This window comes from Limimaricola cinnabarinus (assembly GCF_002723615.1).
Taxonomy (GTDB): domain Bacteria; phylum Pseudomonadota; class Alphaproteobacteria; order Rhodobacterales; family Rhodobacteraceae; genus Limimaricola; species Limimaricola cinnabarinus_B.
In genome coordinates this window covers 39,277-52,249 of the sequence record NZ_KZ304964.1, presented here as the reverse complement: position 1 = coordinate 52,249, position 12,973 = coordinate 39,277, and the positions used below count along the sequence as shown (strand labels likewise).

Genomic DNA, 12,973 nt, shown 5'->3' with positions numbered 1-12,973 from the left:
GGGCCGAGAGGAAGACCAGACATCGCGCACCGCGACGCCGTGCTGGTTCACGCCGCCATTGATGGGCGGTAGCGGCGCACCGAGATAATAGCTGTAGTTCACGCCTATGTAGCGCGCCGTCCGGGGCACCTGCGGGAACGTGCTCAGCTGGCCGGGCAGGGCGACCTCGGCCGTGACGCCGACCGTGATCGTGCTGTCCGCGGCGTGGCTGCGGCAGGGCACCACCTCCAGCCAGTAGCCGGATGGTTCATCGCAGTAACCCGCAAGCCAGCCATGGCCCGAGGCGCAGAGGTCGGACCAGATATGGAGGGCGTAGTTCATGACGGCCGATCAACACTTGCTGCGAGAGGCTAAACTTCGGCGTCGGACGTCGGAAATCTCCATGGCGGCCCGAAACGCGTCGGTCTCCATGCGCCACCTCTGTCCGGCAACCTGCACAACGACATCGTGCATGCTGCGGTCGTCTCCGAGGATCAGCGAGGTGCCGGTCATCCCCTCGTGGCCCGCCATGCCCGCCTCGGAACCGGGAAATTCACGACCGCTGGTCACCACGGAGGCGATGCCTGCCGTCGGGAAGTAGGCATGCGTGCCGTTTTGATTCTGGCACTCGAGCCGCGACCTGAGCGGCAGATCCACGGCGTCGAGGCAGGGTCTGAGTTCCGCGAGGACCGCCTTGGGAAGCCCATCGAGGAGCCGGTTTCCAGTTGATGTGTCCAAAGCCATTCACCTCAGCGAGCAAACAACCAATGGAAGCAGGCTAGCAACAAAACCGGGGGCGACAAAGTTGTCCCGCCAGAAGGGGATGGACTTGGACGCCAGGCATGCGGCTTCGACCACGTCCGCCGCTCCTCGATCCCGGTTCAGAGCGTCACCGCCCCGGACAAAGCCGAGCGTCGGTTCACCGCAATCCGAACAGCAAGGCGACCCCGCCTAGGTAGCAGACGGCGACCGCGATAGAATCAAGGCCGATGCCCCCGACTGCCGGATCACGGCGCTCGAGAAGGCCAGCCATGTAGATCGCCGTCACTAGGATTCCCAAGGCCCCGGCGACGATCGAAAAGCTGCCGGCCTCGCCCAGCACCGGCGGGCCAAAATAGGCCAGGTCGACCAACAGGATCAGCGCGATGTCGAAAAGGTTGGTACCGAAGATGTCCGAGACCGCCATGACGAAACGCTTGAGTCGCATCGCCGCGAGCACTGTCGAGATCTCCGGAAGCGAGGTCGCGATGGCGACGAAGACCGCGCCGAAGAAGCTCTGTCCCATCCCGGTCTGTTCCGCCAACGCCTCGGAAGCGGAGGACAGCGCCCAGCCGGCCACGAAGATCGCTAAAGCAACCACGACGGTCATAAAAGTGAGGCGGCGCGACGACATGTCTGGGTGCTCGACATCCGGCAGCTCTTCCGCCGGCGGCTGGCCCACCACCTCCCAGTCGAGATTGCCCTCGGCCTGCGTCACAAGGCGCAGGGCGTAGAGAAAGCTGCCGAAGATGATCCATGACCATAGTCCGGCGCCGAGCACCGGCACGTCGCCCACGGCAATGCCGATGATCACGAAGGCCATCAGCACGATGCCTAGGGTGCCTTGCAGGATCACCGTCGGGTCCGGCACGGCGGTGGTCAGCGCGCCGCGGCGATAGATGGCATCGGCGACAGCCAGGATCGCGACCTGCATGGTGAAACCGCCTAGGAGGTTGTTGACCGCGAGCGCGCCCGCCCCGGAAATGGCGGCGCTGCCAGCCACCGCGATCTCCGGCAGTGAGGTTACGCCCCCGAGAAGGAGCACGCCCAAGGCCGCTTGCCCGATGCCGGTTCGGCGCGCGATGGCATCGGCGTAGGCGGACAGTCGGGTGCCCGCGATCCAGACGATGATCGCGGCGACGATGAAGACAGCAAGGTTCGCAGCCAGCGGCAGCTCTTCAAGAACACCCATCAGCAGATGACCCCGTTCGGCGGAAGCGCTACCAATCGGAAAAGACCGTTTTCACTTACCGGCAAATGCTTCCCCTTCCTCGGGGGGGCATCCGCAAGCATGGCGTGAATGCCGATTACGAACGTCTCCGGCAGATTGCTCCCTTCAGGTGCAACTTGACCCTGCGGCTGCAGGTTCCCCGTGGACCTTTCCGAAGGCGCAGCGGGTGGGATGTGCCATTCATCCCGAGCTATCTTGGGTGATCCCGGGATACCCTGCAACGCGCAACGCAAGGCCCGTCCCGGCGCAGCGTTGCGGGCCTCGGTGGAACCGCGTCGAGTCAGCACACGTTGCGCGAGGGGAGGCCTTATGACCGAGAAGCCCCGCGTTCTCATCACCGGAGCAGCCGGCAGCATTGGATCGGCGCTGCGCGAGCGTCTTGTGGATTACGAGGTGGTCGGGCTCGATCGCGAGGATGGCCCGGGGGTCTTTGCCCTCGACATCACCGACAGCGCCTCGATCGAGCGGGTCCTCGAACGGATCGCCGACCGGCACGGGCGGCGCTTCGCGGCCGTGATCCATCTCGCGGCCTATTTCGATTTCTCCGGCGAGGACAACCCGCTCTACGACAAGGTCAATGTCGAGGGCACGGCGAAGCTGCTCGACGCGCTGCAGGACTACGAGGTGGAGCGGTTCATCTACTCCGGGACGATGCTGGTGCACCGTCCCGGCGCCCCGGGCCTGCCGATCAACGAGGCGACCGCCATCGATCCGAAATGGGCCTACCCGGCCTCCAAGGCGAAGGCCGAGGAGGTCATTCGCGACCGCCATGGCGCAATGCCCTATCTGCTGTTGCATCTCGCCGGGCTCTACGACGAGGAGACGGCGGTTCCGACGCTGGCCGAACAGGTCCGCCGGATCTACGAGCGGGATCCGAAATCCCATGCCTATTCGGGCGACCTGCACACGGGCCAATCCTTCCTGCATCGCGAGGACATGCTCGACGCCTTCGCCCGCGCGGTGGACCGGCGCGCGGAGCTGCCGGACGATGCGGTGATCCTGGTCGGCGAGCCCGAGGCGGTGCCCTATGACGAATTGCAGCACATTCTGGCCCGCCTCATCCATGGCGAGGAGGACTGGACCACGCTTTCGGTGCCCAAGCCGCTCGCGGCGGCGGGTGCCTGGCTCGAGACCAAGGCCGAGCCCGTCATCCCGGACGACATCGACCAGGGCGAGGAGCCGTTCATCAAGCCGTTCATGGTGCGGATGGCCGATGACCATTACGAGCTCGACATCTCGCGCGCCAAGTCGCTTCTCGGCTGGGAGCCGCGTCACGCGCTGCGCGAGACGCTGCCGAAGATGGTCGAACGCCTCAAGGTCGACCCGGCTGGCTGGTACGCGGCGAACGGGCTGACGCCGCCCCCCTGGCTTCAGGCCGTGGCCGAGGAGGGCCGCGATGCCGAGGAGCTTCGCGCCTGTCACGAGGATCGGTTCCGCGCCGTGCATGCGCGCAATCTCTGGGCGCATTTCCTCAATGCCGGCATGGGGGCGTGGCTTCTGGCCTCGCCGATGGTGGTCGGCTATGGCGGCCTCGGAATGACGATCAGCGATGTCGTCTCGGGGCTCCTGGTGATGGCGGGCAGCCTTCTCGTCCTGTCCTGGCGCCTGGCGCTGCTCCGCTGGGCGGTGGCGGCGGTGGGGCTGTGGGGCATGGCGGCGCCGCTGCTGTTCTGGACCGAGAGCGCGGCCGCCTATCTCAACGGATCGCTTTCCGGCATGTTCGTCTTCGCCCTCGCCGTCTGCATGCGGCCCCCGCCCGGCGTAGGCCGGATCGCCGCGAGCCGCGGGCCGGCGGTGCCCAAGGGCTGGGATTACTCGCCGTCGGACTGGACCCAGAGGATCCCGATCATCGCCCTCGCCATCTTCGGCTATCTGGTGTCGCGCTATCTCGCGGCCTATCAGCTCGGCCATGTCGACGGCGTGTGGGAGCCGTTCTTCGCCGGCGCCCCCGAGGATCCGAAGAACGGCACTGAGGAGATCATCACCTCTGATGTCTCGCGGGCATGGCCGGTGCCAGATGCGGGCCTCGGCGCGCTGACTTACCAGCTCGAGATCCTGATCGGGCTGATCGGATCGGCCAGCCGCTGGCGCACCATGCCCTGGCTGGTGCTGGTCTTCGGCATCATGATCGTGCCGCTCGGCGTGGTGTCGATCACCTTCATCATCATCCAGCCGATCCTCCTCGGCACCTGGTGCAGCCTGTGCCTGATCACCGCGGCCGCGATGCTGATCCAGATCCCCTATTCGGTCGATGAGCTGATCGCGACCTGCCAGTTCTTGGTCCGGCGCAAGCGCGCGGGCCGGCCGATGCTGCGGGTGTTCCTGACGGGCGACACGGATGAGGGCGCGGATGACGGGCAGCGAGTCGAAAGCTTCGAGCGCCCGCCCGGCGCGGTGATCGGCGAGATGCTGGGCGGCGGGATCGGCGTAACCCCGGGCCTTGCCGTGAGCGCGGCGGTTGGGCTGTGGCTGATGTTCACGCGACTGACACTCGGCACCGAAGGGAGCCTCGCCGATACCGATCATCTGATCGGCGCGCTCGCCCTGACCGTGGCGGTGACCGCGATGGCCGAGAGCGCGCGACCGGTTCGCTTTCTCAACATCTGCCTCGGCGCGGCGCTGGTGATCGCGGCGCTGGTCATGGATGGCAGCTGGCTGCAGAAGGGCGCCGACATCCTGGCCGGGCTGGTGCTGATCGCTGCGAGCGTCCCGCGCGGGCCGATCCGGCATTCCTATGGCAGCTGGTCACGTCTCTTGGTGTGAGGGCCGCCATCAGAAAACACGAGATCCTCTATAACTGACAGCGGTTGCGCGGCCTCGTGTTTCAATCCGATCTCCTTGGCCCGATGGCAGCCGGGAGCGGCTTTGAAGCGCAACAGCAGAACGTTGCCCCATGCACCGTCGCCGACGTCATGCGCGCAGCCGATTGCGCCATCCCGCATGATCTGGCGGCCGGGGTTCTGTTGAACCGGCTGGCCGTTCAGGGAAGCGAGGTCATACCGGTCGAGAAGAACGGGCGGCTCGTCGGCATCGTGCCCCGCTCCGACATGATCCGGCTACTGCTAAGTGACGCTGAAGAGCGAGCGGCGGCTTAGTCGTTCTGTTTTGCTGCAATCGACCCGACGCTGGCAGTGCCCGGCGCTACATATCGAACCCACCCTCGACATTCCCCGGTCAGGAGTGCCTTGATCTACGCAAAGTGGTTCTGGTCCTGTTCTTCAGGGGCGGCAGTCGGTCGACCTGCCGGTTGCAATATGAATGATGGCTGGCTCTCTTGAGCCTCATTCGGTTTCATCCGAGGCGACGATATGCTGATGCTGCAGCAGGGAGGCGCACGGTCACGATGATGACGGAAGATGAGCCAGATGGCGGCAGCGCGCCCTGTTTTGCCCATCTGCTCGTTGGTGGGCATTCCGTCGAACCCGAGACGGCGTGTGACGTGGCGCGGTTTCGGCGCGCAGAGAGGGCACGGCTCATGGCAGCCCGAGCCTTGGCCTCAGAGGACCGAGCTCCGGCAACCGTCGCATTGATGGAGGGCCTACACCGCGTGGTCACGGCGGAGCCGGGCATGACGATCGCGGGATACTGGCCGATCCGGGGAGAGCCCGACCTTCGTCCATGGATGACGGCCAGCCACTCCGCAGGCGCGCGGATCGCGATGCCGGTGGTCGTTAAGAAACACGCACCGCTCGAATTTCACGCCTGGTCGCCCGGTTGCCGAATGACACGCGGTTTTAGAGCATACCCGTGCCTGCCGAGGGTCAACCCGTGCGGCCCGACATCGTTGTCGCCTCGCTCGTCGGAGTGGACAAGGCGCTTTACCGCCTCGGGAATGGCGGCGGCTACTATGACCGCACCCTGGCTGCGCTAGAACCGCGTCCACGCGCCATCGGGGTGGGTTTTGTGGGCTGCCTCATGCCGGCCATCTTTCCAATGCCTTGGGATGTGCAGATGGACACGGTGCTTCTGTCGGACAGATCCTGCTTCGAGAGATGACGTCTTCGTCCGCTCCAGTCGCTTCGGCTTTGCCTGAAACGGCCATGCCTCGTCAGGCGTCGTCCGATCGGGCCAAGGCGACCGCGATGTCCGCATTGTCGAGAATGTATTGGCCATACTCCCGGCGCCAGACGAAACCCTTTTCCCGCAGCGCTATGAGAGCCGTCTGGACCGTCGTCACGGCCGGCACTCGACCGCGGTGGACATCCTTCAGGGCTTCGCGCGTTTCCTCCGAGAAGGGCTGGAACGCCAGTCCCTTCCTGGCCATGATCCGCAGGATCCCTTGCTGGAGCGGGGTCATCGAGGCAATCTCCGAGAGCGTGTCGATTTCGGCTTGCGCCTTTCGTTCCGACGCGATGCGTTTCAGCGCTTCCGGCCCGGCGCCTTCGGGCGCAAAGATCAGATCCCGCAGGCAGTCGGTCAGCAATTCCGGCCGCCGTCCGACGACCTTGAAGGCCGCTTCGAGATCCTCCGGAGAAAGCTTCGCGGTCTCGGCAAGGGCCTCGTTCACGCGCGCGGCCATGCTGGCGATGTAAGACGACCCGAGCGGGGGGAAGGGCCTGACGGTGCCACCGAAGAACGGGGCCTGCCGGTTCTGCACAAGGGTCGACAGCTTGTCGCGGTGCGAGCCCGTCATCAGGAGGTAGAGGTGCTGGTCACCCGGCGCCTGGTTGATCGCGTCGCGCGCGGCCTTCAACGCGAACATGGCGTTGAGCCCGGCATCGGTCTCGACCGCCTGCTGCGCCTCGTCGATGATGACCACCAGATCCTTGTCGGTCGCCTTGATCAGATCCTCAAGGGCATCGGAGATGGTGCCGGACCATGGACCGCTGTCCTTCAGCCCGACTGAAAACCCCAGCATGCCAACCCGATCGACGGGGCTGGTCTTGCGCATGCGCGAGATCAGGCCGTCATGCTGCTCCAGCGCGGTCTTGATCCGCGAGATGATGAGGTCGGCCGGGTCGGCGGACCGATCGGACCACAGGTCGACGTAGATGACGGCATAGTTCTCGTTTTCAAGGTGCGGAAGGAGGTCCGACCGCAGGAAGGTGGTTTTCCCGGTCCGGCGCGGGGCCGCGAGGAACAGTCCGGCGAGCGAGCCTGTAAGCGGATCGGGCGTCAGCAGTGAGGCGACGCGGGCGGCATCCTCCGCACGGGGTACATGGAGAGAACTGGTCATTACGCGCCCATACGTTATCTATACGTAATCTGCGTAATGCGAACGTAAGTCTGCGTAAAGGGGCGCGTTTCAACCTGTCTTCTGGAAACCCGGCGCAACTGCTTAACCGAGAGAGCGGAGAGCGCTTTCCCAGCGCTCCGCAAGCCTTCCCATGCTATCATCCCAACCTGATCGAAGCTTGGAGCAGGGGTGATCCGTCCTCGCCCCGAAAGGTCATGCGGGAAGCGACGTCAATATCAATGGGCTGCTGCCGGTCTCGTGGACACGATGATAAGATCGTGACCATGGGATTAGAGACCTCAGATGAAGAGACGAACGTTCAGCCGCGAGTTCAAGCTTGAGGCGGTCATGTCCGAGCTATGGCTGAAAATGGGTGATGCGGTCTGAGAAGGCGGCGTATCGTGGCGGGTGCTGAAGCCTGTCAGAACCTCCCGAAGGAGCGATACGCCATGAAGAACGATACCGACATCATCCCGCTTCGTCAGCCCCATTCGCTGGACGATCCCCTGACCGAGATTGCCCGCGAGGGGGCGCGCCGGATGCTGGCTGCGGCCTTGCGGGCGGAGGCGGATGCCTTTGTCGCAGAGCTTGCCGAGACCCGCCTGCCGGATGGGCGCCAGCGCGTGGTTCGGCATGGCTACGGCCCCGAGCGTGAGATCCAGACCGGGATCGGCGGGCTCGGGGTGAGGCGGCCGAAGGTCCGGGATCGGTCCGCGGAGAACGAAGCAGACAAGATCCGGTTCACCTCCGCGATCCTGCCCCGATGGGCACGACGCTCCCGCAGCCTCGATGCATTGCTGCCGGTCCTCTATCTCCAGGTCCGGATGGAGCCGCAAGCCGAATGCATGCTGGTTCTCATTGGCGCGACGCCGGAAGGAAAGAAAGAAAGAGCTCGTGGGCTTTCAAGTCGGCCTGCGCGAGAACGCGCAGAGCTAGCGCGAACTGCTGGTCGACCTCAAGGCGCGCGGCCTGACCTGCGCGCCCGAACTTGCTGTCGGCGACGGCGCGCTCGGGTTCTGGAAGGCGCTCAATGAGGTCTTCCCCAGCACCAGGCAACAGAGGTGCTGGGTTCACAAGACGTCGAACGTGCTGAACAAGGCCCCCAAGTCTCTCCAGCCTGCCGTCAAAACCGACCTGCGCGAGATCTGGCAGGCCGAGACCCATGTCGCCGCCGAGGCCGCGCTGGACGTCTTCGTCGAGAAATACGGCGTGAAATACCTGTCAACAGAAATGTAATGGATTACATGGACGGTGCGGAACCACGCCAGGCCGCGCCAAGGGAGAAATCGCTCAGCATCAAGCATATCGCCCGCCTCAGCAGCGTATCGACCGCCACGGTCAGCCGCACCCTGTCGCATCCCGAACGAGTGTTGGAGACCACACGCCAGGCGCGTGATGGCGGTGGTCGACCGGCACGGCTATCGGGTGAACTCCATAGTCCGCAACCTGCGGCGTCAACGCGCCAATTCGATGCGCGCCATTATGCCGGATCTAGGCAACCCGTTCTTCTCGGCGATCTTCGCCGGGTTGCAGGAGACGCTTTCGGCGCAGGGCACCGACCTGCTCGTCGCTGACAGCCGCTCTGTCCTGCGCGGCGGCCAGTCGCTGCTGCCGCATCTGCGCGAGGCGCGGGTCGATGGGCTGGTCTGCTTCGACGGCTTGCTGCCGCAAGCGACGCGGGCCGAACTCAAAGCGCCCGACATCGCATCCCGCGTCGTCTTTGCTTACTAATGGCCGGCCGCGGGCGGCTTTCCCTCGGTGCGCAGCGACAACCGCGCGGGCATGCGGCTGGCGGTCGATCACCTCGCCGCTCTCAGGCATCGCGACATCACCTTTCTCTCGGACCTCAAGGGCAAGGTGCTCGACACCGAGCTCCGCGCCGGGGTGGTCGAGGCGCTGGCCTCGCATGGGTTGGCGCTTCCTGGGGCGCGGTTCGGATCTCGGGATTTCTCGCTCGAGGCCGGGCGCGCGGCAGCGGAGTTCGTGGCGCTCGCCCCTACCCCACGGCGGTGATCAGCGCCTCGGACCAGCTTGCCATCGCCCTTGCTTCGACGCTGGATGCGCGCGGGCTGCGAGTGCCCGACGACGTGTCGCTGATCGGCTTCAACGACATCCAGACCGCCGACTTCGTGTTCCCACCGCTTACCACCGTGCGACAGGACCGGCTGCGGCTCGGTGCGCAGGCGGCGGCGCTGCTGCTGCGCCAGTTGGCCGGGGGCCAACTGTGCCTCGGACAAAGTTGTCACGCTGCCAGTGTTGCTTCAGGTCCGGGAAACGATGTTAGGCCCCAGCGCGAGCGCCTCACCGGCGATCGCTACTCCCGCTCATAGCGACCGAGCAGCGCCAGAAGATCACGCTCGAACTCGGCACGCCGCTGCTCGGGAACGCTGATGTTGCGGACGGCCAGCGTCATGCCGCGCGCCGTCTCCTTCACCGCGACGGACCCGCCCTGCGGCAGATGCAGCTTGCGCCCCCTCGCACGGGGTCGGGTAGGCTTCGGTCTGGCATCGTCGGGCATGGCTGCCACGGCCTGCCCCCCCTGCCCCAGCGTCGGTGCGAGTATCCGCAGATCGCGATGCGTGGCATCCGTCGGCGCCCGCTGCAGCAGCTCATCGCGGTTGCGAAAGCAGGTCAGCCCGATCGAGACCGTGGCCTGCGGCACGTTGAGCCGGCTGGCGATAGCGCGCTGGCTCATCTGGGGCAATAGCGCCGCGATCTCGCCCACCGACAGCAGCTGCTCGATCGGCGACAGCGCCTGTCGCATCGTGTTTTCGGCAAAGCGCTCCTCGAGATCGGCCAACGCCTCGACGCTGCCGCCTGCGGCGGTCAGCGCGTCGGCACCTTGGCCGAGGGCCTGGGCGATATCCGTGGCGATCAGGGCGCGCACCGGCAGGCCGAGCTTGCGGCAGGCGGCGAGCCGCCGCCGCCCCGATTGCAGCACGAAGCGCGCGGCCTCATCGATGGCAAGCGGATTGGCCTCGGCCGGTCGCCAAGCCGGATCCTCGGGCCGCACCCGGATCGGCTGGGTCTGGCCGCGCTCGCGGATGTTGCGCACCAGCGCGTCGAAATCGGCGTCGTCGCTCCAATCGCCGACCCTGTCGGTGCCAACCGCATCCACGATCGCGTCCGGGTCGATCTCCAGCGCGATCACGCCGCGCAGCACACCCTCGCGCACCGTCGCCAGCCGCTCGCGGGCGGCGTCGAGCTCGCGCCGGGTCACGGCGATCTGCCCCTTGATGGCGCCGCCCCACTGGCCGCCGAGCGGCACCGCCTTGGCCGTGGGCGCCGTGGACTGTCGTTTCTCGATCTCGTCGGAGGCCAAAGGTTTCGCGTTCAGCTTGCGCTTTCTCATTCCTGCCACCTCGCCTTGATGAAGTCTCTCGCATAGCCACGGCTTGGCAGGGCGCTACCCCAGACCACATCTACTAGCGCGTCATTCACCGCGTTGGCGCTGTCGATGAAGGTCTTGGTCGAGGCCCGGCGCGACCGGGGCGGGTCGTATTCGTAGATGCTCTTGTACTCTTCAGCGGCGTTGGCCACCGCGTCGGAGCGTGGATACCAGACCTGCAGAAACAGCTCCGGCGCCCGCTGGTACAGATCGACGATCTGGTCGACATCCTTGTCGTTCGCCTCCTGTACGATCGTCGGCAGCACCACGTGGCGGCCGATCCCGATCGCCTCGGCCGAGGTCTCCTCAATATAGTCGAGATACTCGGCGATGTTCTGCGAATAGGTGCTGAGCGTGCTGAGATCAAAGCCTTTCATCGTCTGCGGCACGATCACCGATGTTGCGGCGACAAGGCCGTTGAGCTGCATCAGCGTCAGGCTGGGCTGCTGGTCGATAACGATCACATCGACCGTTTCGCGCAGCGCCTTCGTGTAGCGATCGAGGTTGAAGCTGCCATCGGCACGACGCAGGTCGGCAAAACGCGTTTTGGGGCCATACTCCTCATCCCACCGCTCGATGGCGTTCTTCAGCACCGAATGCACTGGGATCTGCGCGCGCTGTGCTAGCAGGAACAGGCTGATGTCACCGTTTTGGATATCGCTGCCGCCGGGGATCAGCCGGATGCCGGCCCATGGCGTCGGCTGCCACATCGCGTCGAGTTCGGCGGTGGGCCGGGTCACGAGATCGGTCTCGCCGGGCTCCGACACGCCCATGAAGGCGGCGACGGTGGCTATCTCGGGGTCGAAGAGATGCGACTCGTCATCGGCGAAATAGAGGCTGGCGGTCGCCTGCGGATCGCAATCGATGAGGCCGACGCGCAGCCCGTAATTCATAGTCAGATACTGCGCGAAATGTGCGGCGGACAGGCTCTTGCCGGTACCGCCTTTCTGCGCTCCGAAGGTCACGATCTTCAGCGGGTCGCCCGGCTGACGCCAATGCAGGTAGGGGCGGCGCCGGTTCGGCAGGCTTTGCAGATGCGCGCGGATCAGCATCAGCTCGTCGAGCGTATAATGACGCTCGCGGCCATCGCGGACACCCGTGGGAAAGCTCTCCTCCTCCTCGGCGCTCTTGGGCAGGATGCTTTCGTAGTAGTTCTTGGTGAGTCCGAGCAGGTCGCCCACCTCGCGCATCGAGAATTTCTTTTCGACCCGCGAACGCATCGTCAGATCTCGCCTCAACCGGCTGTTGACGACCTGCATCGTGCCAGAGAGTTCACCTATGAATGTTCGCAGCATTCGGGTTGGCGCCTTTTTGTATGGGGTGATTACCGCGGTAATCACGCGAAATGTCGAGTTCGATCCTGTGCCATTCATGTAGCCGCGTCAGCTCAAGCTGACGAGATATTCGCATTGAATGGGCACCGGGCGAGAAACCGTTGCCTTCGCGCTGCGGTCCGGCCGCTCGGCTGGCCCGTGGGGCCCGTGTGATTACCGTGGTAATCACGCGGCAGACCTCGCCTGCAGCGCGGCATGCCGTCGGAGATCGCTCGCCAATAGCCGTAGCTTGGCTTCGATATCCACCGGTGGTGGCGGCAGGCTGGCGATCATTGCCTCGAACTGCGTCGGCGTCGACATGCGGCGCCAGTGGCGCGGCCATTGCGCGGCGAGATGCGCGCGAAGCCGTTGCAGCAGGCCGCGCGGATCGGCGGCACGCTCCAGCAGATGCGACTGGCCTTCGAGCAGTGGTTCTTCGATTGCGATGCCCTTGTCCTGCCAGATCCTGCGCAGTGACACACGGATCTCAGGCAGGGTAGGGCGGCTCTGCGGTGCCGTCATGCTTCGGACCATGCGTCGAGTCGCGTCGATCAGCTTCTGTGGAACCTCCGTCTCGAACCGTGGAAACGGTGCGCTCCCCTTGGCGGCGCGCCAATCCCGAACAAGATCATCCACCACCGATACGACAGCCGCATCGGCCGGGCGATCGGTCGCCTGTGTCGCGGCGGGGGCAGGATGTCGTGCGGGGGTGTGGTTTACTTGGATATGGTTTTTCTTCTTATGGCGTTCGGCGGGCTGAACGGGGCGTTCAACGGGCTGAACCGAAGGTGCCCCCTTTCGACGCCGCAACGCGGCCCGCCAATCGCGCCAGAAGGTGACGAGGTAGCGCAGGCGGTAATTGCCGCCATGGCGACAGGTCTGCGTTTCGGTCCGAACCAGACCGAGACCGCGCAGCTCCTTCACATGGGCCGAAACGCTGCCCTTGCTCTTGCCCATCATCGCGGCGAGCTGCGCCTGCGAGGGGTAGCATTCGCCGGTCTCGGACGAGGCGTGCGAGCAAAGCAGCACCAGCGTCCGAAAGGCGCCGTCGCTCATCGGAAGGGCCAGTAGCTCCTGGGGGAGGGCGGTAAAGCCGGTGGCTGCGGGGTTGAATCCAAGCATTTCGC

The 12,973-nt window shown here is 65.3% G+C and carries 12 protein-coding genes and 2 pseudogenes; 8 read left to right on the top strand and 6 right to left on the bottom strand.

Translation table 11 applies throughout. The annotated features are described in order from the left end of the window. Positions 1 to 330 precede the first annotated feature (330 nt). The gene (locus CJ301_RS13110) at positions 331 to 723 is read right to left on the bottom strand and encodes a hypothetical protein (protein ID WP_099277846.1); all 393 of its coding nucleotides are present in this window, start codon (positions 721 to 723) and stop codon (positions 331 to 333) included. 175 nt (positions 724 to 898) lie between these two features. Beyond that, positions 899 to 1,930, bottom strand: coding sequence for a sodium:calcium antiporter (locus tag CJ301_RS13105; protein ID WP_173812365.1), 1,032 nt, complete (start codon positions 1,928 to 1,930; stop codon positions 899 to 901). 348 nt (positions 1,931 to 2,278) lie between these two features. Here CJ301_RS13105 and CJ301_RS13100 point away from each other — a divergent pair, with 348 nt between their 5' ends. The 3 genes from CJ301_RS13100 to CJ301_RS19325 all read left to right on the top strand — a co-directional run bounded on the left by CJ301_RS13100 (position 2,279) and on the right by CJ301_RS19325 (position 5,965). Then, a complete protein-coding gene (locus CJ301_RS13100; RefSeq protein WP_099277844.1) occupies positions 2,279 to 4,732 on the top strand; it encodes a vitamin K epoxide reductase family protein in 2,454 nt (817 codons plus the stop codon). Positions 4,733 to 4,776: 44 nt separating this feature from the next. Beyond that, on the top strand, positions 4,777 to 5,064 hold the full coding sequence (locus CJ301_RS13095; protein WP_099277843.1) for a hypothetical protein: 288 nt from the start codon (positions 4,777 to 4,779) through the stop codon (positions 5,062 to 5,064). A 652-nt stretch (positions 5,065 to 5,716) separates the two neighbouring features. After that, positions 5,717 to 5,965 carry a 5-formyltetrahydrofolate cyclo-ligase gene (locus CJ301_RS19325; protein WP_367869648.1) on the top strand — a complete coding sequence of 83 codons (249 nt, stop codon included), beginning with the start codon at positions 5,717 to 5,719 and terminating at the stop codon, positions 5,963 to 5,965. Positions 5,966 to 6,017: 52 nt separating this feature from the next. Here the strand turns inward: CJ301_RS19325 and CJ301_RS13085 are convergent, their stop codons facing one another. After that, the gene (locus tag CJ301_RS13085) at positions 6,018 to 7,145 is read right to left on the bottom strand and encodes an ATP-binding protein (protein ID WP_099277842.1); all 1,128 of its coding nucleotides are present in this window, start codon (positions 7,143 to 7,145) and stop codon (positions 6,018 to 6,020) included. A 449-nt stretch (positions 7,146 to 7,594) separates the two neighbouring features. On the opposite strand from CJ301_RS13085, the pseudogene CJ301_RS13080 reads away from it, so the two are divergent. The 5 genes and pseudogenes from CJ301_RS13080 to CJ301_RS19310 form a co-directional block, all read left to right on the top strand. Further along, positions 7,595 to 8,363, top strand: a pseudogene (locus CJ301_RS13080) (transposase); the annotation flags it as partial. 17 nt (positions 8,364 to 8,380) lie between these two features. Then, positions 8,381 to 8,521 (top strand): annotated as a pseudogene (locus tag CJ301_RS19320) (LacI family DNA-binding transcriptional regulator); the annotation flags it as partial. Positions 8,522 to 8,540: 19 nt separating this feature from the next. Then, on the top strand, positions 8,541 to 8,876 hold the full coding sequence (locus CJ301_RS19125; RefSeq protein WP_254050151.1) for a hypothetical protein: 336 nt from the start codon (positions 8,541 to 8,543) through the stop codon (positions 8,874 to 8,876). A 27-nt stretch (positions 8,877 to 8,903) separates the two neighbouring features. Next, complete coding sequence (locus CJ301_RS19315; RefSeq protein WP_110522081.1) at positions 8,904 to 9,158, top strand: substrate-binding domain-containing protein; 255 nt, start codon at positions 8,904 to 8,906, stop codon at positions 9,156 to 9,158. Next, positions 9,155 to 9,475, top strand: coding sequence for a substrate-binding domain-containing protein (locus CJ301_RS19310; RefSeq protein ID WP_162620525.1), 321 nt, complete (start codon positions 9,155 to 9,157; stop codon positions 9,473 to 9,475). The genes CJ301_RS19315 and CJ301_RS19310 overlap by 4 nt, the downstream gene beginning before the upstream one ends. Here CJ301_RS19310 and CJ301_RS13065 read toward each other — a convergent pair. The 3 genes from CJ301_RS13065 to CJ301_RS13055 all read right to left on the bottom strand — a co-directional run bounded on the left by CJ301_RS13065 (position 9,460) and on the right by CJ301_RS13055 (position 12,968). Next, entirely contained in the window at positions 9,460 to 10,497 is a 1,038-nt protein-coding gene (locus CJ301_RS13065; RefSeq protein WP_099277840.1) for a ParB N-terminal domain-containing protein, read from the bottom strand. The two genes, CJ301_RS19310 and CJ301_RS13065, sit on opposite strands and share 16 nt — an antisense overlap. Next, positions 10,494 to 11,828 (bottom strand): AAA family ATPase, encoded by a 1,335-nt coding sequence (locus CJ301_RS13060; RefSeq protein WP_162620524.1) that lies wholly within the window; start codon positions 11,826 to 11,828, stop codon positions 10,494 to 10,496. The genes CJ301_RS13065 and CJ301_RS13060 overlap by 4 nt, the downstream gene beginning before the upstream one ends. A gap of 204 nt (positions 11,829 to 12,032) precedes the next feature. Beyond that, positions 12,033 to 12,968 carry a helix-turn-helix domain-containing protein gene (locus CJ301_RS13055; protein ID WP_099277838.1) on the bottom strand — a complete coding sequence of 312 codons (936 nt, stop codon included), beginning with the start codon at positions 12,966 to 12,968 and terminating at the stop codon, positions 12,033 to 12,035. Positions 12,969 to 12,973: the final 5 nt, after the last annotated feature.

Excerpts from the sequence above, each read along its gene's own strand:
- CJ301_RS13060 (WP_162620524.1), bottom strand. The coding sequence starts at position 11,828 with ATGCTGCGAACATTCATAGGTGAACTCTCTGGCACGATGCAGGTCGTC.
- CJ301_RS13105 (WP_173812365.1), bottom strand. The coding sequence starts at position 1,930 with ATGGGTGTTCTTGAAGAGCTGCCGCTGGCTGCGAACCTTGCTGTCTTC.
- CJ301_RS13055 (WP_099277838.1), bottom strand. The coding sequence starts at position 12,968 with ATGCTTGGATTCAACCCCGCAGCCACCGGCTTTACCGCCCTCCCCCAG.
- CJ301_RS13085 (WP_099277842.1), bottom strand. The coding sequence starts at position 7,145 with ATGACCAGTTCTCTCCATGTACCCCGTGCGGAGGATGCCGCCCGCGTC.
- CJ301_RS13100 (WP_099277844.1), top strand. The coding sequence starts at position 2,279 with ATGACCGAGAAGCCCCGCGTTCTCATCACCGGAGCAGCCGGCAGCATT.
- CJ301_RS13065 (WP_099277840.1), bottom strand. The coding sequence starts at position 10,497 with ATGAGAAAGCGCAAGCTGAACGCGAAACCTTTGGCCTCCGACGAGATC.
- CJ301_RS13110 (WP_099277846.1), bottom strand. The coding sequence starts at position 723 with ATGGCTTTGGACACATCAACTGGAAACCGGCTCCTCGATGGGCTTCCC.
- CJ301_RS19125 (WP_254050151.1), top strand. The coding sequence starts at position 8,541 with ATGGCGGTGGTCGACCGGCACGGCTATCGGGTGAACTCCATAGTCCGC.